The following is a 26824-nucleotide window of genomic DNA, read 5'->3' as shown; positions in this document are numbered from 1 at the left end:
CACCATGGAAATGCAAGGCAGCCGCCACCTCGCGGTCTCCCAGCAACAGGCCTGGGAGGCGCTGAACGATCCGCAGGTGCTCAAGACCTGCATCCCCGGCTGCGACCGGGTGGAGCCCACCGGCGAGAACCAGTACGCGATCGGCATGGCCGTGAAGGTCGGCCCGGTCGCCGCGCGCTTCAACGGCAAGATCCAGCTGCTCGACGTCATGCCCCCCAGCAGCTACACGCTGTCCTTCGAAGGGCAGGGCGGGGCCGCCGGCTTCGGCAAGGGCACGGCCAAGGTGAACCTCGCGCCGCCCGCCGAAGGCAGCGGCTGCGAGCTGAGCTACACCGCCAACGCGCAGGTGGGCGGCAAGATCGCGCAGGTGGGGCAGCGCCTGGTGGACGGCGTGGCGAAGTCCATGGCCGAAGACTTCTTCCGCCGCTTCGACGAGGAGATGCAGCGGCGCCACCCGGACGCCTATGCGGCCGCCCCCGCCGCCGCGCCGGTCGAAGCAGCGGCCGCCGCGACCGGCCGGCGCATGCCGATCTGGGCCTGGATCGCCTTCGGCGTGGCGGTGCTGCTGGCACTGCTGCTGCTGGCGGCGAGCTGAAGGACGCCATGCTGCCGCCCGCGCCACGCTGGACCCGCCGGGCGCTGCTGCTGGCAGGCGCTGCTGCGTCCCTGCCGGCGCGCGCGCAGCAACGCGCCTTCACGCTGGGCCTGCTGACGCAGGCCGATGACTCGCGCTACGCGGCGCGCGCCCTGCAGCAGGCCTTCCCTGACGCCCCTTCGGGCCGCTCCGCCCCGGCCGCCGAGCTCGCGCTGAACGACAGCCTGGTCACGCTGCAGCTCGCCGGCTGGTCGCCCGCGCGCCTGCTGCCGGTGGAAGCCGCGAGCGCCGCCGACCTGGCTGCGGCCACGCAACGGCTGCTGCAACGGGGCACCCGCCACATCCTGCTGGAGCTGCCGGCCGCCGGCGTCGCCGCGGTGGCGGCCGCCACGGCCGGCAGGGACGTGATCCTGTTCAACACCGCCGCGCCCGAGGACGCGCTGCGTGGCGCGCAATGCGCGCCGCACCTGCTGCACACCTTGCCCAGCCACGCGATGCAGATGGACGCCATCGCGCAGCTGCTGGTGGCGCGCAAGTGGATCCGCCCGCTGGTGCTGGTGGGCCCGCTGCCGGGGACCAGCTGCTGCTGGCGGCCTGGCAGCGCAGCGCGCAGCGCTTCGGCGTGCGCAGCGTGGCGGAACGCTCCTTCCAGGCCGCCGGCAGCTCGCGCGAGCGCGAGCCGGAGAACGCGCGGCTGCTGACCAGCGAGCGCGAGTACGACGCGGTGGTGGTGCTGGACGCGCAGGGCGAGTTCGCGCGCGAGCTGCCCTACCGCACGCTGCTGCCGCGGCCCGTCCTGGGCAGCAACGGGCTGGTCGCGCAGGCCTGGAGCCCGTTCCACGAGCGGCACGGCGCGCCGCAGCTGTCGCGCCGCTTCCTGCGCCGCACCGGCCGCGCGATGGCCAGCCATGACTGGGCTACCTGGATCGCGGCGCGGGCCGCGGCCGAGGTGGTGGGCGCCTACAACCGCTCCACCATCGCGCAGCAGCTGCAGGCCCTGCGCCAGGGAGCGATCGCCGTGGACGGCTTCAAGGGCCAGCGCCTCACTTTCCGCGGCTGGGACGGCCAGCTGCGCCAGCCCGTGCTGCTTGCCCACGGCAACGGCGTGGCCGAAGTCGCCCCGCTGGACGGCTTCCCGCATCCGCGCAGCGCGCTCGACACGCTGGGTTTCGACGCAGGCGAGAGCGCGTGCCGCGGGGCGCTCCGGTAGTCAGGTGGCGGGTCTGCCTGTACCCTAGCACCATGAACACCAGGGGACCCCTCCAGCTGGCGGCCGTGGCCGCCGCGGTGCTTGCCGCGACGCAGGCGCATGCGCAGGCCGCCGACCCGCCCGAGCGCACCCTTCGCCCGGTCGTGGTGACGCCCACGCCGGGCGTGGCGCGCGACGCCTTCGACACGCCGGCTTCGGTGGACGTGGTGGGCGGCGAAGCGCTGCGCAACGCGCAGCTGCAGGTGAATCTCTCCGAAAGCCTGGTGCGCGTGCCCGGCGTGGTCGCCCTGAACCGCCAGAACTATGCGCAGGACCTGCAGATCTCCATCCGCGGCTTCGGCGCCCGCTCCACCTTCGGCGTGCGCGGACTGCGCATGTTCTCCGACGGCATTCCCGCAACGGCGCCGGACGGGCAGGGCCAGGTCTCGCACTTCGACCTGTCGTCGGCCGACCGGGTCGAGGTGCTGCGCGGACCCTTCTCCTCGCTGTACGGCAACTCCTCGGGCGGCGTGATCGCGCTGTTCACCGCCGACGGCCTGCCCGGCCTGCAGGCGGAAGCGGGCGCGGCCTTCGGCAGCGACGGCGTGCGGCGGCAGAACCTGCGCTTCGCCGGCGAGCAGGGCGCATGGAACTGGAACCTGAGCGCGACCAACTTCGAGACCGATGGTTATCGCGACCACAGCGCCGCCAGGCGCATGGGCTTCAACGGCAAGCTGAAGTTCAAGGCGACGGCGGACACGCGCATCACGCTGGTGGCCAACGCGGTGGACATGCCGGACGTGCAGGATCCGCTGGGGCTGACGCGCGCGGAGTACGAGGCGAATCCGCGGCAGGCGAGTCCCGCGGCCTTGCAGTTCAACACGCGCAAGTCGGTGGACCAGCAGCAGGTCGGCGCGATCCTGGAGCACCGCGTCGACGAGGTGCATGCGGTGAAGGTGACGACCTGGGCGGGCCAGCGCGGCACGGAGCAGTTCCAGTCCATCCCCGTGTTCGTGCAGACCTCGCCGGCGAACGTGAACACGCACCCCGGCGGCGTGATCGGACTGGACCGCGACTACCGCGGCATCGATGCGCAATGGATAGCGAAGCTGCGCGCGGGCGACCATCCCGTGACGCTCACGGCCGGCGTCACGGCCGACGAGCTGAAGGAGCACCGCCAGGGTTTCCGCAACTTCGTCGGCACCACGCTCGGGGTGCTCGGCGCGCTGCGGCGCAACGAGAACAACCGGGTGCGCAGCTTCGACCAGTACGTCCAGGGCACGTGGGACAGCGATCGCCTGAGCGTGACGGCCGGCGTGCGCCATTCGGTCGTGAAGTTCGAGTCGCGCGACCTGTTCATCGCCACCGGCAACCCGGACGACAGTGGTTCCGCCCGCTACGGGGCGACGACGCCCGTGCTCGGCGCCGTGTACCACCTGAACGAGAGCACCAACCTGTATGCCGCGGTCGGCCGCGGGTTCGAGACCCCGACCTTCAACGAACTGTCCTATCGCCCCGACGGGAGCCCGGGCCTGAACTTCGCGCTCCAGCCCGCGAGCAGCAAGCAGTGGGAGCTGGGCGTCAAGACGGCGCTGCGGCAGAACTGGCGATTGAATGCGGCACTGTTCCAGGCCCGCACCGAGGACGAGATCGTGGTGGCGTCGAACACGGGCGGCCGCAGCACCTTCCGCAACGCCGGCGAGACCCGTCGCCGCGGCGTGGAAGCCGCGCTCGCCGGCGAGTGGGCGACGGGATGGTCCACCCATGCGGCGCTCACCTGGCTGGACGCCACCTACGAGACGGCCTTCAGCTCGGTCCCCGCGGGCAGCCGCATCCCCGGCATCCCGCGCGTGACAGCCTACGCGGAAGTCGCGTACAAGCACCGCCCCTGGGGCCTCGAGACGGCACTGGAGGCGCGCCACATCGGCCGCATCGCCGTGAACGATACGAACACCGACTTCGCCCCCGCCGCCACCGTCTTCAACCTGCGCTTTTCGCTGGCGCAGAAGGTGGACCGCTGGACCTTCAGGGAATTCCTGCGGGTGGACAACCTCGCGGACCGGAACTACGTGGGCTCGGTGATCGTCAATGAAGGCAACAGCCGCTTCTTCGAGCCGGCACCGGGCCGCACCTGGCTGCTGGGCGTGAACGCCGCCTACGCGTTCTGAGGCGCGGCAAAGGACAGGACATGGAAAACATCGACGTGATGGTGTTGCGCACCCTGCGGGACTGGCGGCAGGCCGGCAAGCGCGCGCTGCTGGCGACGGTGGTGCGCACCTGGGGTTCCTCGCCGCGGCCGATCGGCTCGATCATGGCGCTGGCCGAGGACGGCGCGGTGGTCGGTTCCGTGTCCGGCGGCTGCATCGAGGACGACCTGATCTACCGCCACACCCAGGCGTATTCGGGCAAGGAGCCCGGCCACGAGATCCCCTCGGGGCCTCCTTCCTTCGTGAAGTACGGCGTGACGGCCGACGAGGCCCATCGTTTCGGCCTGCCTTGCGGCGGCACGCTGGAACTGCTGCTGGAATACGACCCGGAGCCCGCCGCTCTGGACAGGCTGGTGCAGGCGCTGGAAGCCGGCCGGCTGATGCGCCGCACGGTGCGCCTGGCCGACGGCGCGGTGACGCTGGAGGAAGCCCTGGCCCCCGAGGAGCTGGCCATGGCCGGCGGCGTGCTGGTCAACACCTTCGGCCCCGAGTACCGCATGCTGATGATCGGCGCCGGCCAGCTCACCGAGTACCTCGCCACCATGGCGCTGTTCAGCGGCTTCGCGGTGACGGTGTGCGATCCGCGCGAGGAGTACCGCGGCGCCTGGAGCGTGCCCGGCGCCAAGGTGGTGGGCGACATGCCGGACGACGTGGTGCTGTCCTTCAAGCCGGACCGGCGCAGCTGCGTGGTGGCGCTGACGCACGATCCCAAGCTGGACGACCTGGCGCTGATGGAGGCGCTCAAGACCGATGCCTTCTACGTCGGCGCCATCGGCAGCCGCCGCAACAACGAGGCGCGCCACCAGCGGATGGTGGAACATTTCGGCCTGAGCGCCGCCGACCTGCAGCGCCTGCGCGGACCGATCGGCGTGTACATCGGCAGCAAGACGCCGCCCGAGATCGCCGTCAGCATCATGGCGGAGATCCTCGCCGTGAAGAACGGCGTGGCCCTGCCGCGCGACATGGAGGTGGCGCAGGCGAAGAATTTGCGGGCGGTGCAGGGCAACGATGCGGGCGGCATCGTGTGCGCGCGCTGACGTCACGGGCTCGCCCCAAAGAAAAGCGCCGCGGATGCGGCGCTTTTTTCATTCCCGCGAGGCTTACATCTTGCGATAGGTCTCCACCATCTGCTGCCCCTCCGGCCCGGCCTTCTCCAGCCATTCCTTGAGCATGGTGTCGCCGACCTTCTTCATGTCGGCCTTCAGCTGCGCCGAGGGCGCGTGGATGGTCATGCCGTTGGCCTTGAGCTTCTCCAGCACCTCGGTGTTGGTGCGGCGGCTGGCGGCCCAGCCGCGCGTTTCCGCATCGGCGGCGGCCTTCAGCAGCGCGTCCTGCGTCGGCTTGTCGAGCGCGGCGAAGGCGGCGCGGTTCACGATCACCGCGTTCTTCGGCAGCCAGGCCTGCGTGTCGTACCAGTTCTTGATGTGCTCGTAGGTCTTGCTGTCGAAGCCGGTGGAGCCGGAGGACATGTAGGAGTCCACGACGCCGGTGGCCATGGCCTGCGACAGCTCCGCGGCCTGCACCGTGACCGGCTGCGCGCCCACCAGCTCGGCGATGCGGGCGGTGGCCGGGCTGTAGGCGCGCCACTTCAGGCCCTTCATGTCGCTGGCCGAGCTGATCGGCTTCTTGCTGTAGATGCCCTGCGGCGGCCAGGCCACCGCGTACAGCACCATCATGCCCTGCTCGCCCAGCTTCTTTTCCACCAGCGGGCGCTGCGCACGCCACAGCTTCGCCGCCGAGTCGTAGCTGTCGGCCAGGAAGGGGATGCCGTCGGCGCCGAAGATCTGCCATTCGTTCTGGAAGTTCACCAGCAGGATCTCGCCGATCTGTGCCTGCCCGCCCTGCACGGCGCGCTTGATCTCGGGCGCCTTGAACAGCGAGGCGTTGGGGTGCACGGTGATCTTGAGCTTGCCGCCGGTGGCCTTGTCCACGTCGTTGGCGAACTGCACCAGGTTCTCGGTGTGGAAATTGGAGGCCGGGTAGGCCGCCGGCAGGTCCCACTTGGTCTGGGCGGACACCGCGCCCGCGAGGGCGAAGGTGGCGAGCGACAACGCGAACTTCAGTTTCATGGAGGCTCCGGATGGATGAGGTAGTGGACTGTAAGTCAGCTTAAGAGCAATTCGCGGACCCGCGGATGCGGTGTTTCCCGAAGCGCACGGGAGCGTGCTGCCTCGTCCGACGCGGGCCTTGCAAACCCGCTGCTAGAGTGGTCCGATGGTCGAATCCCAGGTCGAACTCCCCACCCCGTGGGGCAGGCTTGCCGGCACGCTGCTGCTGCCGGCGGGCGACGGCCCGTGCCCGGCCGCCTTGCTGATCGCCGGCTCCGGCCCGACCGACCGCGACGGCAACAACCCCTTGCTGCCCGCGCCCCTGGACAACATCAGGCGGCTGGCCGAGGCGCTGGCCGCGCGCGGCGTGGCCACGCTGCGCTACGACAAGCGAGGCGTCGGCGCGAGCGTGTACCCCGGCCTGAGCGAAGAGGTGCTGCGCTTCGAGCACCTCGTGGACGATGCCGTGGCGCTGGCCGCGCGGCTGGCGAGCGAGCAGCGCGTGACGCGCGTGACCCTGGTCGGGCACAGCGAAGGTGCATTGATCGCGGCGCTGGCGGCCGAAGATGCCCAGGCGCAGGGCGTGGTGTCGATCGCCGGTGCCGGCCGGCGCGCGTCGGCCCTGATGCGCAAGCAGATCGAGGGCCACCTGCCCGCCGACATCGCCGGTCCCGCGCTCGCGACCCTGGCGACGCTGGAGTCGCAGCAGGCGGTGCAGGACGTGCCGGATGCGCTGGTGCTGCTGTTCCGGCCGACCGTGCAGCCCTATCTCATGTCCTGGTTCCGCTACGACCCGGCCGCCGTGCTCGCGGAGCTGTCGCAGCCGGTGCTGCTGGTGCAAGGCACGGCCGACGTCCAGGTGGACGTGGAAGACGCGCGCCAGCTGCACGCGGCGCGGCCGGATGCGCGGCTGAAGGTGGTGGAGGGGATGGACCACCTGCTGTCGCTGCAGGGGGATATCCCGGGCGGCACGGAGGCGGTGGCCGCGGAGGTGGCGGCGTGGCTGCAGGAGCTGGATGTGGGGGTGGCGGCTTAGCGCGATGCTGGGGTTCGCCTCCGGCTCACCGCCAGCCTACGAAGGCACGTCGTCCCCGTAGGCTGGTGGTGAGCGCCAGCGAACCCCAGCAAGCTCTTCACATCTTCGACGGCAACCAGGTCGCGATCTGCGGCACGAACCACAGCAGCAGAACCATCCCGCACATCAGGAAGAAGAAAGGCATCGTGACCCGCGCGATCCAGGTGATCTCCTTGCCCGTCATGCCCTGCAGCACGAACAGGTTGAAGCCCACCGGCGGCGTGATCTGCGCCATCTCCACCACGACCACGATGAAGATGCCGAACCACACCAGGTCGAAGCCCGCGGCCTGCACCGTCGGCAGGATCACGCCCATGGTGAGCACCACCATCGAGATGCCGTCGAGGAAGCAGCCCAGGATGATGTAGAAGATCGCCAGCGCGATCATCAGCATGAAGGGCGTGAGGCCGAGCGAGCGCACGTACTCGGCCAGGTGGCGCGGCAGCCCGATGTAGCCCATCGACAGCGTCAGGAAGGCGGCGCCCGCGAGGATCAGGGCGATCATGCAGTACAGGCGCGTCGCGCCCATCAGCGAGTCGCGGAAAGTGTTCCAGTTCAGCGAGCCCTGCGCCGCGGACAGCACCAGCGAGCCCACCACGCCGACGGCCGCCGCCTCGGTGGCGGTCGCGACGCCGGAGTAGATGGAACCGAGCACGGCCGCGATCAGCACCACCACCGGGATCAGGTGGCGCGACTCGCGCACCTTCTCGCCGAAGGTCAGCACCTGGTCGGGCAGCGGGATGCGCTGCTTGTTGATCACGGCCCACACGGCCAGGTAGCCGGAGAACAGCGACGCCAGCACGATGCCCGGGATGATCCCGCCCACGAACAGCTTGGCGATCGACACGTCGGCCGTCACGCCGTACACGATCATGATGATCGACGGCGGGATCAGCAGGCCCAGCGTGCCGGCGCCGGCCAGCGAGCCGATGGTGATGTCCTCGGGGTAGCCGCGCTTGTCCAGCTCGGGCAGCGTCATCTTGCCGATGGTCGCGCAGGTCGCGGCGGAGGATCCCGACACCGCCGCGAAGATGGTGCAGCCGATCACGTTGGTGTGCAGCAGCCGCCCGGGCAGGCGCGACACCCAGGGCGCCAGGCCGCGGAACATGCTTTCGCTCAGCTTGGTTCGAAAGAGGATCTCGCCCATCCAGATGAACAGCGGCAAGGCGGTAAGGGTCCAGCTGGAGGCCGTGCCCCAGACCGTGACCGCCATGGCATCGCCGGCGGGGCGGGAGGAGAACAGCTGCATGCCGATCCAGGCGACCCCGGCCAGCGTGAGGCCGATCCAGACGCCGCTGCCCAGGAGCAGGAACAGGCAGACGACCAGCAGGGTGGTGACGGCGACGTCATTCATTGTGCAGGGCCTCCTCGCTGTCGACCACCTGCCGCCGCCCGCGCAGCTCAGCACCCAGTCGTCCACCAGCGCGACCAGCAGGACCACCGTGCCCAGGGCCATGGCCAGCTGCGGGATCCACAGCGGCGTGGCGTCGTTGCCGGTGGAGATGTCGTTGATGCTGCGCGAGACCCAGGCCAGGCGCACCGAGTACCAGGCGAACAGCGCGGCCAGGCCCACGCCCGCGGTCAGCGCCCACATCTCCAGGCCGTGCCGGGCGCCGCCTTTCAGGCGCCCCAGCAGGAGGGTCACCCGGATGTGCTCGTTGCGCTTGAGGGTGTGCGCCAGGGCCAGGAAGCCGGCGGCGGCCATGGCGTAGCCGGCGTAGGCATCCGTCCCCGGCACGTGGAAGCCGGCCTGCCGGCTCACGATCGACAGCAGCACCATCAGCAGGACCCCCACCATGGCCAGCGCGGCCAGCCAGGCGGAGGCGTCGTACAGGAAGTCCAGCAAGCGTCGCATGAAGCCCCTCGTTGTCGGGCCCCGAGTGTAGGGGCTGTTCTTCCATAATCGCCGCATGACTCCCACCATCCCCAAATGGCAGTTCTGGATCGACCGGGGCGGCACCTTCACCGACGTCGTGGGCCGGCGGCCCGATGGCACGCTGGTCACGCACAAGCTGCTGTCGGACAACCCCGAGCAGTACCCCGATGCCGCCGTGGCGGGCATCCGGCACCTGCTGGGGCTGGCGCCGGGGCAGCCGATCACGCCGGACCAGGTGGACTGCGTGAAGATGGGAACCACGGTCGCCACCAACGCGCTGCTGGAACGCAAGGGCGAGCGCACGCTGCTGGTCACCACGCGCGGCTTCCGTGACGCGCTGCGCATCGCCTACCAGAACCGGCCGCGGCTGTTCGACCGCCACATCGTGCTGCCCGAGCTCCTGTACAGCGAGGTGATCGAGGCGCACGAACGCGTCGGGGCGCACGGCGAGGTGGTGGAGGCACTGGATGTGCCGCACCTGCGCCACTCGCTGCAGGAGGCCTACGGCCGCGGCCTGCGCAGCGTGGCCATCGTGTTCATGCACGGCTACCGCTACACGGCGCACGAGCAGGCGGCGCGGGATCTCGCGCGCGAGGCCGGCTTCACGCAGGTCAGCACCTCGCACGAGACCAGCCCGATGATGAAGCTGGTGAGCCGCGGCGACACCACCGTCGTCGACGCCTACCTGTCGCCCATCCTGCGCCGCTACGTGGAGCAGGTGGCCAGCGAGATGCCGGGCGTGAAGCTGTTCTTCATGCAGTCCTCCGGCGGCCTCACCGATGCGCACGCCTTCCAGGGCAAGGACGCGATCCTGTCAGGCCCGGCCGGCGGCATCGTCGGCATGGCACGGACGGCGCAGCTCGCGGGCCACGACAGGGTGATCGGCTTCGACATGGGCGGCACCTCCACCGACGTGTCCCACTTCGCCGGCGAGTTCGAGCGCGAGTTCGAGACGCAGGTGGCCGGGGTGCGCATGCGCGCGCCGATGATGAGCATCCACACGGTGGCGGCCGGTGGCGGCTCCATCCTGGAATTCGACGGCGCGCGCTTCCGCGTCGGTCCGCAGAGCGCCGGTGCCAACCCGGGGCCGGCGAGCTACCGCCGCGGCGGCCCGCTGGCGGTGACCGATGCCAACGTGATGGTCGGCAAGATCCAGCCGCGCTACTTCCCGCAGGTGTTCGGCCCGCAGGCCAACGAAGCGCTCAGCGTCGATGCCGTCACCGGCAAGTTCGCGGAACTGGCAGAGCGCACCGGCCGCAGCGCCGAAGATGTGGCGGAGGGCTTCATCTCGATCGCGGTGCAGCAGATGGCCAATGCGATCAAGAAGATATCGGTGGCGCGCGGCTACGACGTCACCCGCTACACGCTGCAGTGCTTCGGCGGCGCCGGCGGCCAGCATGCCTGCATGGTGGCCGATGCGCTGGGCATGTCGCGCGTGTTCGTGCACCCGCTGGCGGGCGTGCTGTCGGCCTACGGCATGGGCCTGGCGGACCAGAACGTGATCCGCGAGCAGGCGGTGGAAGTGCTGCTGGCGGCCGGGAACCTGCCGCAGATCGCGCAGAAGCTGTCGGAACTGGCGGGTGCGGCGCAGGCCGAGCTGCAGCGGCAGCAGGTGAGCGGCAACGCGGTGCAGGTGCGCCGGCGCGTGCACGTGCGCTACCAGGGCAGCGATTCCGCGCTGGTGGTGCCTTTCGGCACGCTGCAGGAGATCGTCGCCGGCTTCGAGGCGGCCTACCGCCAGCGCTTCTCCTTCCTGATGCCGGGCAAGCCGATGATCGCCGAGGCGGTGTCGGTGGAGGCCATTGTCGCCGGCGATGCGCCGGCCGAGCCGCTCCACGCGGAGCATCCGCCGCGCGAGCTGCCGCGGCGCGAGACCGTGCGCATGTATTCGGGCGGGCAATGGCATGAAGCCGCGCTGTGCGTGCGCGAGGACCTGCGCCCGGGTGACGTCATCGACGGTCCCGCGATCATCGCGGAGCAGAACGCGACCACCGTGGTGGAGCCGGGCTGGCGCGCGCGCATCACGGGGCTGGACCACATCGTGCTGGATCGCGCGGTCCCGCGCGCGGTGAAGTTCGCCGCCGGCACCCAGGTGGACCCGGTGCTGCTGGAGGTGTTCAACAACCTGTTCATGAACATCGCCGAGCAGATGGGTTTGCAGCTGCAGAACACCGCCTACTCGGTGAACATCAAGGAGCGCCTGGACTTCTCCTGCGCGCTGTTCGACGCCGAAGGCAACCTGATCGCCAACGCGCCGCACATGCCGGTGCACCTGGGCAGCATGGGCGAGAGCATCAAGACGGTGATCCGCGAGAACCGGGCGACCATGCGGCCGGGCGATGTGTACGTGCTGAACGACCCGTACCACGGGGGACGCACCTGCCGGACGTGACGGTGATCACGCCGGTGTACCTCTCGACTCCCTCCCCCTCCGAGGGGAGGACCGGAGGGGGGAGCCCATGACGGCCAAGGGCCCCGAACCCACGTTCTACGTGGGTTCGAGAGGCCACCACGCCGACATCGGCGGCACCACCCCCGGCTCCATGCCCCCTTCTCGACGCGCATCGAGGAAGAGGGCGTGGAGATCGACAACTTCAAGCTGGTCGATGCGGGCGTCCTGCGCGAGCAGGAGATGCTGGCCCTGCTGCGCAGCGGTCAATACCCGAGCCGCAACCCCGAGCAGAACATGGGCGACCTCAAGGCGCAGATCGCCGCCAACGAGAAGGGCGTGCAGGAACTGCGCAAGATGGTGGACCAGTTCGGCCTGGATGTGGTGCAGGCCTACATGCGGCACGTGCAGGACAACGCGGAGGAATCCGTGCGCCGCGTGATCACGCGCCTGAAGGACGGCCAGTTCACCCTGCCGCTGGACAACGGCGCGCAGATCCACGTGGCGATCCGCGTCGATGCCGCCTCGCGCTCGGCCGAGATCGACTTCACCGGCACCTCGCCGCAGCAGGTCAACAACTTCAATGCGCCCAAGGCCGTCTGCATGGCCGCGGTGCTCTACGTGTTCCGCACGCTGGTGAGTGACGAGATCCCGCTCAACGCCGGCTGCCTGAAGCCCCTGAAGGTGATCGTGCCGGAAGGCTGCATGCTCAACCCGAACCCGCCGGCCTCGGTGGTGGCGGGCAACGTGGAGACCTCCACCTGCATCACCAACACGTTGTACGGCGCGCTGGGCGTGATGGCGGCCGGCCAGTGCACCATGAACAACTTCACCTTCGGCAACGCGCGCTACCAGTACTACGAAACGATCTCGGGCGGCAGCGGCGCGGGCGGCATCTACGACGCGCAGGGCCACCTGAGCAGCGGCTTCGACGGCACCAGCGTCGTGCAGACGCACATGACCAACTCGCGGCTCACCGATCCCGAGGTGCTGGAGTTCCGCTTCCCCGTGCGGCTGGAAAGCTACGAGATCCGCGACGGCTCCGGCGGACCGGGCCGCTGGCAGGGCGGCAACGGGGGCGTGCGGCGCGTGCGATTCCTGGAGCCCATGACCGCCAGCATCCTGTCCAACGGCCGCAAGGTGCCCTCATTCGGCATGGCCGGCGGCCAGCCCGGCCAGGTCGGCATCAACCGCGTGGTGCGAGCGACCGGGCAGGTGGAGCAGCTGGATCACATCGGCTCGGCGGAGATGGCTTCCGGCGACGTGTTCGAGGTGCACACGCCCGGCGGCGGCGGCTTCGGCGCCGCGTAGTCCGGCGGGACCATGCCCGGTGCGCGCGGCAGGCGCACCAGGAACTCGGAGCCGCGGCCCTTGCCGGCACTGCGCGCCTCGATGATGCCGCCGTGCATCTCCACCAGCTTCTGGCACAGGGCCAGGCCCAGTCCCAGCCCCCGGTGCTTCGAGGCTGCGGGATCGATCTGCACGAAGGACCCGAAGATCGCCCGCAGCTGCGCCGGCGGGATGCCGATCCCGGTGTCGCGCACGAGGATGGAAACGTCGAAGGACGTGGAGCGCACGGCCACGGTGATCAGCCCGCCGTCGGGCGGGCGAGACTTGGAGGCGTTGTGCAGCAGGTTCTCCAGCACCTGGCGCACGCGCTGCGGATCCACGATCGCGTCGCCCGGCGGGTTGGGCATGTCGAGCCGCAGGCGCTGCTGCCGCGGCGCCGTGAAGGTGTCCGCGTCGGCCACGGTCTGGGCCACGATGTCGCCGATGTCGGCGGCATGGCGCACCAGCGAGAGCTTGCCCTGTTCCACGCGGGCGCTGTCCAGCAGGTCGTCCACCAGGCGCTTCATGCGCGCGGTCTGGCGTTCGAGCCGCTCCCATGCGCGGTCCTGCCTTCCCTGGTCGAGCTTTCCGCCCTTGATCAGCTGCGTGCCCGTGGTGAGCACCGCCAGCGGGTTGCGCAGCTCGTGGGCCAGCAGTGCGATGAAGTCGGACCGGCGGTGGTCCGCTTCGTCGAGTTCCTCGACCCGGTGTTCCAGGGCATGGTGCGCGCGCGCCGCGCGATCCACGGCGAGGACCAGCACGGCGCAGACCAGCCCGAAGGACGCGAGGGCCAGCAGGCCGTGCAGCTGCGAGCCGTCGGCGTCGCTGCGCGGCAGGGCGAAGAACGCTTCCTGGGCCATGAAGTAGAGAAGGGCCAGCAGCGAACCCGCCCGCCAGCTCGCGAGCCAGGTCACCGCGCCGATGGCGAGGTAGGCGCTGAGGTATTCGTGGCGGTCGCCCAGCCAGGGGTCGACGGCCCAGCGCGCGGCCAGCGCCAGGACCGCCGCGACGAGGGCGATCAGCACCTGCTGGGGCAACTGCGTGTAGCGCATGGCCGCATTGGCGAAGTAGCGGTCGAGCCCGCGCCTGCAATTGGCGAGCAGTGGAGGCATGACGGTCTCCCGGAGGGAAGGGGCCGTACGGACAATAGACCGCGGGTGGGGGAGGAGGTTTGCGACGCATCAAGCTTGGGGCGTAACGAAACCCAAGATGTCCGTCCCCTGGAAGGCGAGAAAGGAAAAGAAAAAGCCCCGCAGTGCGGGGCTTCCTCGAACGCCTTGGGTCCCCACGTACGCGTCGCTCCTGACGCGGGGATGACGAAAGCGCTATTTCTTCGCGCTGGCCGCCGGCGTGGCGGGCGTTGCCGGCTTGGCAGGCGTCGCGGCCGTGGTGGCGGTCGCCGGCTTTGCAGGCGTCGCCGGGGTCGCGGGCGTCGCCGCGGCCTTGGTGTCCTTCTTGTCCGCCTTCGCGTCCTTCTTCGTGTCCTTGGCGTCCGCCTTGGCTTCCTTCTTGTCCGCCTTCGCGTCGGCCTTGGCTTCCTTCTTCGCGGCGGCCTTCTTGAATTCGGCGCCCTTGACGGTCAGGCCGTCGAACTTGGCGGCATTGCCGTCGCTGATGCCCTTGACGCGGGCGATCAGGTCGTCCCAGCTCTTGAACTCGCCCTTCTTGCGCTCGTCGATGATCCGCTTGGACATCACCGGGCCGATGCCCTTGATGCCGTCGAGTTCGGCTGCGGTGGCCTTGTTGACGTCGACGGCGGCGAAGGCAGCCGCGGCATACAGCATGGCCACGATGGCCAGGATCTTCTTCAGCATGTGAACTCCACATCAGGTTGGGCGGCCCGGCGGGCCACGCCAACCTTCAACGGCAGGCGCCAAGGCCGCGTTGACCTCGAGCCTAGGGGACAACCCTAGGAGGACAGGGCCTGCATGTACTTCGCCACGCCGGTGGCGACGTCGGCGAACTGATGGTCGCAGCCTGCCTCCCGCAGCGCCGTCAGGTCGGCCTGCGTGTAGCACTGGTACTTGCCGCGCAGCGCGTCGGGGAAGGGGATGTACTCCAGCAGCCCCAGGTCCACCGCCGTGGCCGCGTCCTGCACGCCGCCCGGGTGCAATGCGTTGATCACGCCCAGCGCCACGTCGTTGAAGGGCTGCGCGCGGCCGGTCCCCAGGTTGAAGATGCCGGACTGGTCGGGATGGTCGAAGAACCACAGGTTCACCGCCACCACGTCGTCCACGAACACGAAGTCGCGCGTCTGCTGGCCGGCGCCGTAGCCGCCGTACTCGCCGAACAGCCTGACCTTGCCTTGCTCGCGGAACTGGTTGAACTGGTGGAAGGCGACGCTGGCCATGCGGCCCTTGTGCTGTTCGCGCGGGCCGTACACGTTGAAGTAGCGGAAGCCCGCCACCTGGCGCTTCGCCTTCCTGAAGTCCTTGCCCAGCTCGATGCGCATGCGCTGGTCGAACAGCAGCTTGCTGTAGCCGTACACGTTCAGCGGCCGCTCGAACTCCGGCGTCTCGCGGAAGGTGTCGGAGCCGCCGTAGACGGCCGCCGAGGACGCATACAGCAGGCGCGTGCCGCGCTTCTGGCAGGTCTCGAACAAGGACAGGGACACGCCGTAGTTGTTGTCCATCATGTACTTGCCGTCCTGCTCCATCGTGTCGCTGCAGGCGCCCTCGTGGAACACGGTGTCGACCTTGCCGAAGCCGCCCTCGGCCAGGGTGGCGTAGAAGGTGTCGCGGTCGACGTAGTCGGCGATCTTCAGGTCCACCAGGTTGCGGAACTTGTCGCCCTGGGTCAGGTCGTCGACGGCGATGACGTCGGTGATGCCGCGCGCGTTCAGTCCCTTGACGATGTTGCTGCCGATGAAGCCGGCGGCGCCGGTGACCACCACGCGCGTCATGCGAACAGCTCCTCGTAGGACACGGTGGCGGTGCCGAACTTTCCGACCACGATGCCGCCCGCGCGGTTGGCGATGGGCACCGCGTCGCGCAGCGGCACGCCCGCGGCCACCATGGTGGCCAGCGTGGCGATCACCGTGTCGCCGGCGCCGGTGACGTCGAACACCTCACGCGCCTGCGCCTTGACGGTGAAGTCGCCCTGCGCGTCGAACAGCGTCATGCCTTCCTCGCTGCGCGTGAGCAGCAGGGCATCGAAGCCGAGGTCGGTGCGCAGCTTGTGGGCGCGCGTGCGCAGGTCGTCCTCGGAGTTCCAGCGGCCGATCACGTCCTGCAGTTCCGCGCGGTTGGGCGTGATCACCGTGGCGCCGCGGTAGCGCGTGTAGTCGGAGCCCTTGGGGTCGATCAGCACCGGCTTGTTCGCGGCGCGCGCCGTCTCGATCATGGCCGGGATGTGCGCCAGGCCGCCCTTGCCGTAGTCGGAGAACAGCACGGCGTCCTGCAGCGCCAGCAGCTGCGCGAAGCTGGCGTTCTGCAGCGCCAGCACTTCGTGGTCCGGCTCGTTCTCGAAGTCCATGCGCAGCAGCTGCTGCTGGCGGCCGATCACGCGCAGCTTCACGGTGGTGCGCAAGCCGGGATCGCGCTTGAGGTGCGTGTCGATGCCCGTTTCCTTCAGCAGCGTCTCCAGCTTGTGGCCGGCCTCGTCGTCGCCGACCACGCCCAGGAAGGCGGCGTGCGCGCCCAGCGTGCTGACGTTGTAGGCCACGTTGGCGGCGGCGCCGATGCGCTCTTCCTCGCGCGAGACCTTCACCACCGGCACCGGCGCTTCCGGCGAGATGCGCTCCACGGCGCCGTGCCAGTAGCGGTCCAGCATCGCGTCGCCGACGACCAGCACGTGCGCCTTGGCGATCTGTTGTTTGCTAGGGTTCATGTTCAGAGTTCTTCCACCCGGCGGGCCGGATAGCTGTCCCAGGCCTGGCAGCCGGGGCATTGCCAGAAATGCTGCTTGGCCTCGAAGCCGCAGGCGGCGCAGCGGTAGCGGGTGAGCGGTTTCACGGCGTGGTCCAGCGCGCGCTGCACGTCGGGGTGGAACTGCTCGTGTTCCAGTTTCTCGCCGGCGATCCACTTGGCGGCGGCCACCAGCGAGGGCTCGCGCTGCAGGTGCTGCACGTAGCGGGTGCGCGCCGCCTCCGGATCGCTGTCCAGCGCGGTCAGGCCGTCCAGCACGTCGAGCGAGGGCGTCTGCTCGTAGGCGGCCTGCAGCATCGCGCGGGCCTCGTCCTGGCGGCCGCAGGCGACCGCGGCTTCCACCAGCGGCCTGGCCAGCAGCGGCAGCGAACCGGGGTTGGAGCCGGCAGCCTCCTGCAGCAGCTCGAAAGCCGAGCGGGCGTCGCCGGCCTTGCGGCGCAGTGCCGCCAGGTCCATGCGCGGGCGCGGCGACCCGGGCGCGGCGAGCCGTGCCTGCTGCAGCAGCTGTTCGGCCTCGGCCGGCGAGGCAGCCGCCGCCAGTTCGCACAGGTAGTGCGACTGCCGGCCGGCGAACTGGCCGGCGGTGCCGGCATCGAGCTTGCGCGCGATCTCGGAGGCCTGCACCCAGTCGCGCGAGCGTTCGTAGATCGCCAGCAGGGCCAGCAGCGCCTGTTCCTCGTAGGCCGTGCCTTCCAGCTTGCGCAGCGCCTCCTCGGCGCGATCGAGCAGGCCGGCCTTGAGGAAGTCCAGCGCCAGCGCGTGCTGGGCGCGGTGGCGGTCGGCGCGGGACAGGTCGGCGCGCGAGAGCAGGTGCTCGTGCACGCGCACGGCCCGCTCGTACTCGCCGCGGCGGCGGAACAGGTTGCCCAGGGCGAAGTGCAGCTCGGAGGTGTCCGGGTCGTTCTGCACCGCCTCGATGAAGGCGTCGATGGCCTGGTCCTGCTGTTCGTTCAGCAGGAAGTTCAGGCCGCGGAAGTAGGCCTTGGGCGCCAGCCGGTTCTCGATGCGCAGCTGGCGCAGGTCGAGGCGGGAGGCGAACCAGCCGAGCGCGAAGGCGATCGGCAGGCCCCACAGCAGCCAGGTGAGGTCAAAGTCCATGCGTCGGGGGCGTGCCCTGTCCGATCAGCGTGCTGGGTTGCGCGTCCACCGGCGCCGCACGTGCGGTGCGCCGGTGCTTCAGCCAGCGCGGCACCATGCCCAGTGCGCCGATGACCAGGCCGGCCGCGAAAGCGGCCAGCACCACCAGCACCAGCGGCGCCGTCCACCGCGTGCCGAAGAAGAAGTGCACGGTGGCGTCCTGCTGGTTGTTCAGCGCGAAGGCGAACAGCGTAAAAAAATGGCTGCCTTGAGCAGCCATGTCAGGTATTTCATCGGGCTCCTCGTCCGCGACGAATTGTACGGGTCAGGATCCTCGGCGCCGGGCCGCCCCAAGCCGAGGAGCGCCCCCTCGGGGGTACGGCGAAGCCGTTGGGGGCTCATTTGCCCATTTCCGCCGTTCGTTGGTCGACCGCCTCCCGCAGGGCCTTGCCCGGCTTGAAGTGGGGAACCCGCTTTTCCGGGATGTGCACGCTCTCGCCCGAACGGGGATTGCGGCCCATGCGGGGCGGGCGCCGGTTGATCGAGAAGCTGCCGAAGCCCCGGATCTCGATGCGGTGGCCGCGCACCAGCGCTTCGCTCATCGCGTCAAGGATGGTCTTGACCGCGTATTCCGCGTCGCGATGGGTCAGCTGGCTGAAACGGGCCGCCAGTTCTTCTACGAGGTCAGATCGGGTCATGGGACGGAGGTTGGCGACGCGGGCGCTGGCCCGCGTCGTGGTTCCACTTAGGGCTTGTCGGCGTTGTCCAGCTTGGCACGCAGGAGCGCGCCCAGGCTGGTGGTGCCGGCCTGCTCGCGGGCGGACTGCTGGCTCAGGTTGGCCATGGCGCCCTGCTCGTCGATCATGTCCTTCTGCTTGATGGACAGCTGGATGTTGCGCGTCTTGCGGTCGATGTTCACGACCACGGCCGTGACTTCGTCGCCTTCCTTCAGCACGTTGCGCGCGTCTTCCACGCGGTCGCGGCTGATTTCGGAGGCACGCAGGTAGCCGGTGATGTCCTGGCCCAGGTCGATCTCGGCGCCCTTCGGGTCCACCGTCTTGACCTTGCCCGTCACCGTGGAGCCCTTGTCGTGCACCGAGGTGAAGGTGGAGAACGGGTCGCCATCGAGCTGCTTGATGCCCAGGGAGATGCGCTCGCGGTCCACGTCCACGCCGAGGACGATCGCCTCGACTTCCTGGCCCTTCTTGTAGTTGCGCACGGCGGCTTCGCCGGCTTCGCTCCAGGACAGGTCGGACAGGTGCACCAGGCCGTCGATGCCGGCGGCCAGGCCGACGAACACGCCGAAGTCGGTGATCGACTTGATCGGGCCCTTGACGCGGTCGCCGCGCTTGGTGTTCTGCGCGAATTCCTGCCAGGGGTTGGCCTTGCACTGCTTCATGCCCAGGCTGATGCGGCGCTTGTCCTCGTCGATCTCGAGGACCATGACTTCGACTTCGTCACCCAGGGACACGACCTTGGACGGGGCCACGTTCTTGTTGGTCCAGTCCATTTCGGAGACGTGCACCAGGCCTTCGATGCCGGGTTCCAGTTCCACGAACGCGCCGTAGTCGGCGATGTTGGTGATCTTGCCGAACATGCGGGTGCCGTTGGGGTAGCGGCGGCCGACGCCCATCCACGGGTCGTCGCCCATCTGCTTGAGGCCCAGGGACACGCGGTTCTTCTCGGTGTCGAACTTCAGGATCTTGGCGGTGATTTCCTGGCCGGCCGTCACGACTTCGGACGGGTGGCGGACACGGCGCCAGGCCATGTCGGTGATGTGCAGCAGGCCGTCGATGCCGCCGAGGTCCACGAACGCACCGTACTCGGTGATGTTCTTGACGACGCCGCGGACGATGGAGCCTTCCTTCAGGGTTTCCATCAGCTTGGCGCGCTCTTCGCCCATGGACGCTTCGACCACGGCGCGGCGCGACAGCACCACGTTGTTGCGCTTGCGGTCCAGCTTGATGACCTTGAACTCCATGGTCTTGTTCTCGTAGGGAGACAAGTCCTTGATGGGGCGGGTGTCGATCAGGGAGCCGGGCAGGAAGGCGCGGATGCCGTTCACGAGGACGGTGAGGCCGCCCTTGACCTTGCCGGTGGTGGTGCCGGTGACGAATTCGCCGGACTCCAGCGCCTTCTCGAGGGACATCCACGAGGCCAGGCGCTTGGCCTTGTCGCGCGACAGGATGGTGTCGCCGTAGCCGTTTTCGATCGCGTCGATGGCCACGGAGACGAAATCGCCTTCCTGGACCTCGACACCGCCCGTGTCATTCTTGAATTCGTCGATCGGGATGTAAGCCTCGGACTTGAGGCCGGCGTTCACCACGACGTGGTTGTGCTCCACGCGCACGACTTCGGCGGTGATGACTTCGCCCGCGCGCATTTCGGAACGCTGCAACGATTCTTCGAACAGGGCGGCAAAAGATTCAGACATTGAGTTTGCGGATTGACCCGCGGGTTGGTTGTTGATGATCCCCGCCACCGGTGCGCTTGCTGCGCGGAGGGAGTGTCGGGGGCCAATCGCTGGGGTTCGCTTGCGCTCACCACCAGCCTGCTAAATCAAGCGTTCCTGGGGAACGCCTGCTTTTGCTCCCACCACTGGAGAACCTGGGCGACGGATTCTTCGACCGTCTGCTGCGAGTTGTCCAGGAGGAGGGCGTCTTCGGCTGGCTTGAGAGGTGCGACGCTGCGATTGGAATCGCGGGCGTCACGCGCCTCGAGGTCCGCGCGAAGAGCGGGGAGTGTAGCCGAAATGCCCTTTGAAATCAACTGCTTATGCCTGCGCTCGGCGCGCTGGGCGGCGCTTGCGGTCAGGTAGACCTTCAGCGGGGCGTCCGGGAAGATGACGGTGCCCATGTCGCGGCCGTCGGCGACCAGGCCCGGCAGCTTGCGGAAGCCCTGTTGCAGGGCCACCAGGGCGGTCCGTACCGCGGGCAGGGCCGACACCCTGGAGGCGTTCATGCCGGCTTCCTCGGTGCGGATGGCGTCGGTGACGTCCTGGCCGTCCAGGATCACCCGGCCGTCCAGGAAGAGGATCGGCAGGCCCTCGGCCATGCGCGCGATGGTGTGCTCGTGGGCGACGTCCAGCGCCAGCCCGGCGCGGGTGGCGGCCAGGCCGGTGATGCGGTACAGCGCCCCCGAGTCGAGGTAGTGGTAGCCCAGGCGGCGCGCCACTTCCGAGGCCAGCGTGCCCTTGCCGGAGGCCGTGGGGCCGTCCACCGTGATCACCGGGATGTGCGGCGTGCCGGTGCGCGCCACCGAGAACAGGGCCTCGAAGAACTCCGGGAAGGTCTTGGCCACGCACTTCGGGTCCTCGATGCGGACATGCACGCCGGCCGGGTTGAAGGCGGCCAGCGCGAAGCACATCGCCATGCGATGGTCGTCGTAGGTGTGGATCGAAGCCGGCCGCCAGCTGGCCGGCGGCGTCACGCGCAGGAAGTCCGCGCCTTCCTCGACCCCGACGCCCAGCTTGCGCAGCTCGATCGCCATGGCGGCCAGGCGGTCGGTCTCCTTGACGCGCCAGCTGGCGATGTTGCGCAGGGTCGTGGGGCCGTCGGCGTAGAGCGCCATCACGGCCAGCGTCATCGCCGCGTCCGGGATGTGGTTGCAGTCCAGGTCGATCGCGCGCAGCGGCCAGGCGCCGCGCCGGATTTCCAGCCAGTTCGGTCCGCTGGTGACGGCGGCGCCCATCTTCTGCGCCGCCTCCACGAAGCGGATGTCGCCCTGGATCGAGCTGGCCCCCACGCCTTCGATGCGCACCGGCTCGCTCGTTGCCGCCAGCGCGCCCAGGGCGATGAAGTAGCTGGCGGAGGAGGCGTCGGCCTCGACGTGGATCTCGCCCGGCGAGCGGTAGCGGCTGCCGGCCGGGATGGTGAAGCGCTGCCAGCCGTCGCGCCGCACGGCGATGCCGAAGCGCTCCAGCATGTTGAGCGTGATCTCGATGTAGGGCTTGGAGATCAGCTCGCCGACCACCTCGATCACGATGTCGCGGGTGGCCACCAGGGGCAGCGCCATGAGGAGGGCGGTGAGGAACTGGCTGGAGACGTCGCCGCGCACGGGGATGGGGGCGTCCAGCTGCAGGGCGGGGGCCGGGTGGATGCGCAGGGGCGGGTAGCCGTCCTTGCCCAGGTAATCGATGCGGCAACCGAGCTGGCGCAAGGCATCGACCAGGTCCCCGATCGGGCGCTCGTGCATGCGCGGGATGCCGGAGACCTCGAAGTCGCCGCCGAGGAGCGCGAGGGCGGCGGTGAGGGGGCGCATGGCCGTGCCGGCGTTGCCGAGGAAGAGGCGGGTGGGAGAGGCGGGGATCCAAGGCGTCCCGATCCCGGTGATTTCGACGGTGCTGCCCTTGGCCACCACCCCGCACCCCAGCGCCCGCAGCGCATCCAGCATCACCCGCGTGTCGTCCGAATCCAGCAGGTCATGGACCACGGTGGTCCCGCCCGACAGCGCCGCCAGCAGCAGCACGCGATTGGAAATGCTCTTGGACCCCGGAAGCGCGACCGTGCCGCCAGCCTCCTCGAGCGGGGCGAGGTCCAGGAAGGCGGTGGTGAACACGGAGACCTACTTGGCCTTTTGGCCCATGCGCCAGTGCGAGCGGGTGCTGCTCGCCAGCGCGATCATCTCTTCCAGCTTCTCGCCGTTGCCTTCCTCGGCAAGCGTCAGCATGTTGGCCAGGCTGCGCTGGAACATCTTGGCCTGCTCCACCAGCTCGTGGCGGTTGGACAGCAGCACGTCGCGCCACATCTTGGGATCGCTGGCGGCGATGCGGGTGAAGTCCTTGAAGCCCGGGCCGCCCAGGCTCAGGATTTCCTTGCCCTGCGGCTGGCTCACGATGGCGTGCACCAGCGCGAAGGCCAGCAGGTGCGGCAGGTGGCTGACGGCGGCGAAGGCGGCGTCGTGCTGCTCGGGCGCCATCTGCTGCACGTGGCAGCCCAGGGCTTCCCACAGCGCCTGCGCCTTCTGCAGCTGCACGGTCTGGGTCTTCTCGATCGGCGTCAGGATCACCTGCTTGCCGTGGTACAGGTCGGCGTCCGCGTGGTCCACGCCGGACACTTCCTTGCCCGCGATCGGGTGGGCGGGCACGAAGGAGCCCACGTGGTCGCGCAGCACCTTGCGCGCGGCATCGACCACGTCGCGCTTGGTGGAGCCCACGTCCATGACCAGCATGTTGGCGGTGACCAGGTGGCGGATCGCCTTGAAGGTCGCCTCGGTCGCGGCCACCGGCACCGCCAGCAGCACGATGTCGGCGCCCGACACGGCCAGCAGCGCGGAGGGCGCCTCGACGTCGATCACGCCCATCTGGCGGGCGCGTTCCGTGGTGCTGGGCGACTTGCTGTAGCCGACGACGCGCTTCACCAGGCCGGCGCGCTTCATGGCCAGGGCGAACGAGCCGCCCATCAGGCCGCACCCGATCAAACCCAACTGCTCGAACATCGCGGCCATTTTTATTATTCGCCCAAGGGATAGGTGCCGAGCACCTTGTAGAAAGCACAGAGGGCCTGCAGGTCCTTCAGCGCCGCCGCCACGTGCGGCTGCGAGGGGTGGCCTTGCAGGTCGATGTAGAAATAGTATTCCCATTGGCCCGAGCGCGCCGGGCGGGATTCGAAGCGCGTCATCGACACGCCGTGCAGCTTCAGCGGCACCAGGATGTCGTGCACCGCGCCGGGGCGGTTGGGCACCGAGACGATCAGGCTCACGCAGTCCTTGCCGCTCGCTTCCGGTGCCGCCAGCGTCTGCGGCAGGCACACCACGGCGAAGCGCGTGCGGTTGAAGGCGTCGTCCTGGATGGCGTGGGCCGCGATGTGCAGGCCGAACTCGGCGCCGGCGCGCTCGCTGGCGATCGCCGCCCACTTCGGGTTGCTCGCGGCCAGCCGCGCGCCTTCGGCGTTGCTGGAGACGGCGCGCCGCTCGACCTCGGGCAGGTGGTTGTTCAGCCAGCCATGGCACTGCGCCAGGGCCTGCGGGTGGGCCAGCACGGCCTCGATGCCTTCCAGGGTGTTCTGCTGGCGCAGCAGGTTGTGGCGCACCAGCAGGCTGGTCTCGCCGACGATGTGCAGCGGCGAGCCGAGGAACAGGTCGAGCGAGCGTGCGATCACGCCTTCCGTCGAATTCTCGACGGGGACCACGCCGTATTCGGCAGTGCCCGCCGCCGTGGCCCGGAACACCTCGTCGATGCTCACGCAGGGCACGTGCTCGATGCTGGAGCCGAAGAACTGCAATGCGGCCGCTTCGCTGAAGGTGCCGGCCGGGCCCAGGTAGGCCACGCGCTGCGGCGCTTCCAGGGCGCGGCAGGCGGACATGATCTCGCGCCAGACGTGGGCGATGTTGTCCGGCTTCAGCGGCCCGGGGTTGGCGGCCTGCAGGCCGTTGATCACCTGTGCCTCGCGTTCCGGCCGGAACACGGGCGAGCCTTCCGCACGCTTGATCTCGCCGACCTCGTTGGCGAGGGCGGCGCGGCGGTTCAGCAGGACCAGGAGTTCGCGGTCGACCTGGTCGATGCCGGTGCGGAGTTCGGCGAGGGTCTTGGGCATCAGGAGGCGGGGGTCTCGCTGCCGTTGGTGTCCTCACCCTCGGCGGCGCCTGCGTCATTCTCCACGATGCGCTGCAGTCCGCTCAACTTGGAACCTTCGTCCAGCCCGATCAGGGTGACGCCCTGCGTCGCCCGGCCGAGTTCGCGGATCTCGCTGACCCGGGTGCGCACGAGGACGCCGCGGTCGGTGATCAGCATGATCTCGTCGTCGGCGTGCACCAGGGTGGCGGCCACGACCTTGCCGTTGCGCTCGCTCTGCTGGATGGCGATCATCCCCTTGGTGCCGCGGCCGTGGCGCGTGTACTCGCCGATCGGCGTGCGCTTGCCGTAGCCGTTGGCGGTGGCGGTCAGCACGCTTTGCTGTTCGTCCTCGGCCACCAGCATCGCGATCACGCCCTGGCCTTCGTCCAGCATCATGCCGCGCACGCCGCGGGCGTTGCGGCCCATGGGACGCACGTCGTTCTCGTCGAAGCGCACCGCCTTGCCGCCGTCGGAGAACAGCATCACGTCGTGCTTGCCGTCGGTGAGCGCCGCGCCGATGAGGTAGTCGCCCGCGTCCAGGTCCACGGCGATGATGCCGGCCTTGCGCGGGTTGTTGAACTCGTCCAGCGCCGTCTTCTTCACCGTGCCCATGGACGTGGCCATGAACACGTAGTGGTCGGCCGGGAAGCTGCGGAACTCGCCGGTCAGCGGCAGCACCACGTTGATCTTCTCGCCTTCGGCCAGCGGGAACATGTTGACGATGGGCCGGCCGCGCGAGCCGCGCGAGCCCGCCGGCACTTCCCACACCTTGAGCCAGTACAGGCGGCCGCGGTTGGAGAAGGCGAGCAGGTAGTCGTGCGTGTTGGCGATGAAGAGCTGGTCGATCCAGTCGTCTTCCTTGGTCTGGGTGGCCTGCTTGCCGCGGCCGCCGCGCTTCTGGGCGCGGTACTCGTTCAGCGGCTGGCTCTTGATGTAGCCCGAGTGCGAGAGCGTCACCACCATGTCGGTGGGCGTGATCAGGTCCTCGGTGGCGAGGTCCTGCGCGTTGTGCTCGATCACGCTGCGGCGCGCGCCCAGCTTGGTCTGGCCGAACTCGTGGCGCAGGGCCGTGAGTTCCTCGGAAATGATGGTGGACACGCGCTGCGGCTTGGCCAGGATGTCCAGCAGGTCGTCGATCTCCGCCATCACCTCGCGGTACTCGTTGACGATCTTGTCCTGCTCCAGGCCGGTCAGGCGCTGCAGGCGCATCTGCAGGATTTCCTGGGCCTGCGTGTCCGAGAGGCGGTACAGGCCGTCGGCGTGCATGCCGTACTGCTTCTCCAGTCCCTCGGGCCGGTAGTCGTCGGCGTTGATCACCGTGCCGTCTTCACGGGCGCGCGTGAGCATCTCGCGCACCAGGCTCGAGTCCCACGGCCGGTTCATCAGTTCGGCCTTGGCCACCGGCGGGGTGGGGGACTCGCGGATGATGCGGATGAACTCGTCGATGTTGGCCAGCGCCACCGCCAGGCCTTCCAGCACGTGGCCGCGCTCGCGCGCCTTGCGCAGGTTGAACACCGTCCTGCGCGTGACCACCTCGCGGCGGTGCTGCAGGAAGACCTGGATCAGGTCCTTCAGGTTGCACAGCTTGGGCTGGCCGTCGATCAGGGCCACCATGTTGATGCCGAAGGTGTCCTGCAGCTGGGTCTGCTTGTAGAGGTTGTTCAGCACGACCTCGGGCACCTCGCCGCGCTTGAGCTCGATCACCAGCCGCATGCCGGACTTGTCGCTCTCGTCCTGGATGTGGCTGATGCCCTCGATCTTCTTCTCGTGCACGAGCTCGGCCATCCGCTCCTGCAGGGTCTTCTTGTTGACCTGGTAGGGGATCTCGTCGACGACGATCGCCGTGCGCTGGCCGCGGTCGATGTCCTCGAAGTGGCACTTGGCGCGCATCACCACGCGGCCGCGGCCGGTGCGGTAGCCCTCCTGACGCCGGAGATGCCGTAGATCGTGGCGCCGGTGGGGAAGTCCGGCGCCGGGATGATCTCCATCAGTTCGTCGATGGTCGCTTCCGGGTTGCGCAGCAGGTGCAGGCAGGCGTCGACCACCTCGTTGAGGTTGTGCGGCGGGATGTTGGTGGCCATGCCCACCGCGATGCCGCCCGAGCCGTTGACCAGCAGGTTCGGCAGCTTGGAGGGCAGCACCAGCGGCTCGCGCTCCGAGCCGTCGTAGTTGGGACCGAAATCGACCGTCTCCTTGTCGATGTCGGAGATCATCTCGTGGGCGATCTTGGCCAGGCGGATTTCCGTGTACCGCATCGCCGCGGCGTTGTCGCCGTCCACGGAGCCGAAGTTGCCCTGGCCGTCCACCAGCATGTGGCGCATGGAGAAGTCCTGCGCCAGCCGCACGATGGTGTCGTACACCGACTGGTCCCCGTGCGGGTGGTACTTGCCGATCACGTCGCCGACGATGCGCGCGGACTTCTTGTACGGCCGGTTCCAGTCGTTGTTCAGCTCGTGCATCGCGAACAGCACGCGGCGGTGGACCGGCTTCAGGCCGTCACGCGCGTCGGGCAGCGCGCGCCCCACGATCACGCTCATGGCGTAGTCGAGGTAGCTGCGCCGCATCTCCTCTTCGAGGCTGACGGGCAGTGTTTCTTTGGCGAAGGAGGTCATTGGGTGCT

Annotated in this window: 17 protein-coding genes and 5 pseudogenes; 7 read left to right on the top strand and 15 right to left on the bottom strand. The window is 69.2% G+C overall.

What is annotated here, in order from left to right; translation table 11 throughout:
- Positions 1-4 precede the first annotated feature (4 nt).
- Genes HK415_RS11840 through HK415_RS11825 form a run of 5 tightly spaced genes read left to right on the top strand, consistent with a single transcriptional unit; the run spans position 5 to position 5028 of the window.
- Positions 5-595 carry an SRPBCC family protein gene (locus HK415_RS11840; protein ID WP_171559399.1) on the top strand — a complete coding sequence of 197 codons (591 nt, stop codon included), beginning with the start codon at positions 5-7 and terminating at the stop codon, positions 593-595.
- Positions 596-603: 8 nt separating this feature from the next.
- Entirely contained in the window at positions 604-1296 is a 693-nt protein-coding gene (locus HK415_RS25025) for a hypothetical protein (protein WP_253261852.1), read from the top strand.
- Positions 1227-1805, top strand: coding sequence for a type 1 periplasmic-binding domain-containing protein (locus tag HK415_RS25020; protein ID WP_253261851.1), 579 nt, complete (start codon positions 1227-1229; stop codon positions 1803-1805). Before HK415_RS25025 ends, HK415_RS25020 begins: the two co-directional genes overlap by 70 nt.
- A gap of 32 nt (positions 1806-1837) precedes the next feature.
- The gene (locus HK415_RS11830) at positions 1838-3952 is read left to right on the top strand and encodes a TonB-dependent receptor family protein (RefSeq protein WP_171559395.1); all 2115 of its coding nucleotides are present in this window, start codon (positions 1838-1840) and stop codon (positions 3950-3952) included.
- 20 nt (positions 3953-3972) lie between these two features.
- Positions 3973-5028 (top strand): XdhC family protein, encoded by a 1056-nt coding sequence (locus tag HK415_RS11825; protein WP_171559391.1) that lies wholly within the window; start codon positions 3973-3975, stop codon positions 5026-5028.
- Between the two features lie 63 nt (positions 5029-5091).
- Here the strand turns inward: HK415_RS11825 and HK415_RS11820 are convergent, their stop codons facing one another.
- Positions 5092-6060, bottom strand: coding sequence for a TRAP transporter substrate-binding protein (locus HK415_RS11820; RefSeq protein ID WP_171559388.1), 969 nt, complete (start codon positions 6058-6060; stop codon positions 5092-5094).
- A gap of 145 nt (positions 6061-6205) precedes the next feature.
- Between HK415_RS11820 and HK415_RS11815 the strand changes: the two genes are divergently transcribed.
- On the top strand, positions 6206-7075 hold the full coding sequence (locus HK415_RS11815; protein ID WP_171559383.1) for an alpha/beta hydrolase: 870 nt from the start codon (positions 6206-6208) through the stop codon (positions 7073-7075).
- Positions 7076-7172: 97 nt separating this feature from the next.
- Here HK415_RS11815 and HK415_RS11810 read toward each other — a convergent pair whose 3' ends face one another.
- Both HK415_RS11810 and HK415_RS25015 read right to left on the bottom strand, forming a co-directional pair.
- Positions 7173-8468, bottom strand: a complete 1296-nt coding sequence (locus HK415_RS11810; RefSeq protein WP_171563364.1) for a TRAP transporter large permease — start codon at positions 8466-8468, stop codon at positions 7173-7175.
- A gap of 63 nt (positions 8469-8531) precedes the next feature.
- A pseudogene (locus HK415_RS25015) lies at positions 8532-8894 on the bottom strand (TRAP transporter small permease); the annotation flags it as partial.
- Positions 8895-9024: 130 nt separating this feature from the next.
- On the opposite strand from HK415_RS25015, the pseudogene HK415_RS11800 reads away from it, so the two are divergent.
- Positions 9025-12690, top strand: a pseudogene (locus tag HK415_RS11800) (hydantoinase B/oxoprolinase family protein).
- Here the strand turns inward: HK415_RS11800 and HK415_RS11795 are convergent.
- The 12 genes and pseudogenes from HK415_RS11795 to gyrA all read right to left on the bottom strand — a co-directional run bounded on the left by HK415_RS11795 (position 12609) and on the right by gyrA (position 26816).
- Positions 12609-13820 (bottom strand): sensor histidine kinase, encoded by a 1212-nt coding sequence (locus HK415_RS11795; protein WP_171559379.1) that lies wholly within the window; start codon positions 13818-13820, stop codon positions 12609-12611. The pseudogene HK415_RS11800 and the gene HK415_RS11795 overlap by 82 nt on opposite strands.
- Before the next feature lie 213 nt (positions 13821-14033).
- Positions 14034-14522 carry a ComEA family DNA-binding protein gene (locus HK415_RS11790; RefSeq protein ID WP_171559376.1) on the bottom strand — a complete coding sequence of 163 codons (489 nt, stop codon included), beginning with the start codon at positions 14520-14522 and terminating at the stop codon, positions 14034-14036.
- Between the two features lie 95 nt (positions 14523-14617).
- Positions 14618-15610 carry an ADP-glyceromanno-heptose 6-epimerase gene (gene rfaD, locus HK415_RS11785; protein ID WP_171559371.1) on the bottom strand — a complete coding sequence of 331 codons (993 nt, stop codon included), beginning with the start codon at positions 15608-15610 and terminating at the stop codon, positions 14618-14620.
- A complete protein-coding gene (rfaE1, locus tag HK415_RS11780) occupies positions 15607-16536 on the bottom strand; it encodes a D-glycero-beta-D-manno-heptose-7-phosphate kinase (RefSeq protein ID WP_171559368.1) in 930 nt (309 codons plus the stop codon). Before rfaE1 ends, rfaD begins: the two co-directional genes overlap by 4 nt.
- A gap of 2 nt (positions 16537-16538) precedes the next feature.
- Positions 16539-17672, bottom strand: a complete 1134-nt coding sequence (lapB, locus tag HK415_RS11775) for a lipopolysaccharide assembly protein LapB (protein ID WP_171559365.1) — start codon at positions 17670-17672, stop codon at positions 16539-16541.
- A pseudogene (locus tag HK415_RS11770) lies at positions 17662-17945 on the bottom strand (LapA family protein). Before HK415_RS11770 ends, lapB begins: the two are co-directional and overlap by 11 nt.
- A gap of 104 nt (positions 17946-18049) precedes the next feature.
- Positions 18050-18385 (bottom strand): annotated as a pseudogene (locus HK415_RS11765) (integration host factor subunit beta); the annotation flags it as partial.
- 11 nt (positions 18386-18396) lie between these two features.
- Entirely contained in the window at positions 18397-20172 is a 1776-nt protein-coding gene (rpsA, locus tag HK415_RS11760) for a 30S ribosomal protein S1 (RefSeq protein ID WP_373684647.1), read from the bottom strand.
- Between the two features lie 38 nt (positions 20173-20210).
- A complete protein-coding gene (locus HK415_RS11755) occupies positions 20211-22208 on the bottom strand; it encodes a bifunctional 3-phosphoshikimate 1-carboxyvinyltransferase/cytidylate kinase (protein ID WP_171559353.1) in 1998 nt (665 codons plus the stop codon).
- A 6-nt stretch (positions 22209-22214) separates the two neighbouring features.
- Complete coding sequence (locus HK415_RS11750; RefSeq protein WP_171563362.1) at positions 22215-23087, bottom strand: prephenate dehydrogenase; 873 nt, start codon at positions 23085-23087, stop codon at positions 22215-22217.
- Positions 23088-23101: 14 nt separating this feature from the next.
- Entirely contained in the window at positions 23102-24184 is a 1083-nt protein-coding gene (gene pheA, locus HK415_RS11745; protein ID WP_171559349.1) for a prephenate dehydratase, read from the bottom strand.
- Positions 24184-26816 (bottom strand): annotated as a pseudogene (gene gyrA, locus HK415_RS11740) (DNA gyrase subunit A). Before gyrA ends, pheA begins: the two are co-directional and overlap by 1 nt.
- Positions 26817-26824: the final 8 nt, after the last annotated feature.

Origin of the sequence: Ramlibacter montanisoli (assembly GCF_013087525.1) — a bacterium.
Lineage (GTDB): Bacteria > Pseudomonadota > Gammaproteobacteria > Burkholderiales > Burkholderiaceae_C > Ramlibacter > Ramlibacter montanisoli.
This window is presented reverse-complemented; position numbering and strand designations above follow the sequence as displayed.

What these genes read in the sequence shown, in the direction of transcription:
- HK415_RS11840 (WP_171559399.1), top strand. Translation starts at nt 5, where the DNA reads ATGGAAATGCAAGGCAGCCGCCACCTCGCGGTCTCCCAGCAACAGGCC.
- HK415_RS25025 (WP_253261852.1), top strand. Translation starts at nt 604, where the DNA reads ATGCTGCCGCCCGCGCCACGCTGGACCCGCCGGGCGCTGCTGCTGGCA.
- HK415_RS11830 (WP_171559395.1), top strand. Translation starts at nt 1,838, where the DNA reads ATGAACACCAGGGGACCCCTCCAGCTGGCGGCCGTGGCCGCCGCGGTG.
- HK415_RS11825 (WP_171559391.1), top strand. Translation starts at nt 3,973, where the DNA reads ATGGAAAACATCGACGTGATGGTGTTGCGCACCCTGCGGGACTGGCGG.
- HK415_RS11820 (WP_171559388.1), bottom strand. Translation starts at nt 6,060, where the DNA reads ATGAAACTGAAGTTCGCGTTGTCGCTCGCCACCTTCGCCCTCGCGGGC.
- HK415_RS11815 (WP_171559383.1), top strand. Translation starts at nt 6,206, where the DNA reads ATGGTCGAATCCCAGGTCGAACTCCCCACCCCGTGGGGCAGGCTTGCC.
- HK415_RS11810 (WP_171563364.1), bottom strand. Translation starts at nt 8,468, where the DNA reads ATGAATGACGTCGCCGTCACCACCCTGCTGGTCGTCTGCCTGTTCCTG.
- HK415_RS11795 (WP_171559379.1), bottom strand. Translation starts at nt 13,820, where the DNA reads ATGCCTCCACTGCTCGCCAATTGCAGGCGCGGGCTCGACCGCTACTTC.
- HK415_RS11790 (WP_171559376.1), bottom strand. Translation starts at nt 14,522, where the DNA reads ATGCTGAAGAAGATCCTGGCCATCGTGGCCATGCTGTATGCCGCGGCT.
- rfaD (WP_171559371.1), bottom strand. Translation starts at nt 15,610, where the DNA reads ATGACGCGCGTGGTGGTCACCGGCGCCGCCGGCTTCATCGGCAGCAAC.
- rfaE1 (WP_171559368.1), bottom strand. Translation starts at nt 16,536, where the DNA reads ATGAACCCTAGCAAACAACAGATCGCCAAGGCGCACGTGCTGGTCGTC.
- lapB (WP_171559365.1), bottom strand. Translation starts at nt 17,672, where the DNA reads ATGGACTTTGACCTCACCTGGCTGCTGTGGGGCCTGCCGATCGCCTTC.
- HK415_RS11750 (WP_171563362.1), bottom strand. Translation starts at nt 23,087, where the DNA reads ATGTTCGAGCAGTTGGGTTTGATCGGGTGCGGCCTGATGGGCGGCTCG.
- pheA (WP_171559349.1), bottom strand. Translation starts at nt 24,184, where the DNA reads ATGCCCAAGACCCTCGCCGAACTCCGCACCGGCATCGACCAGGTCGAC.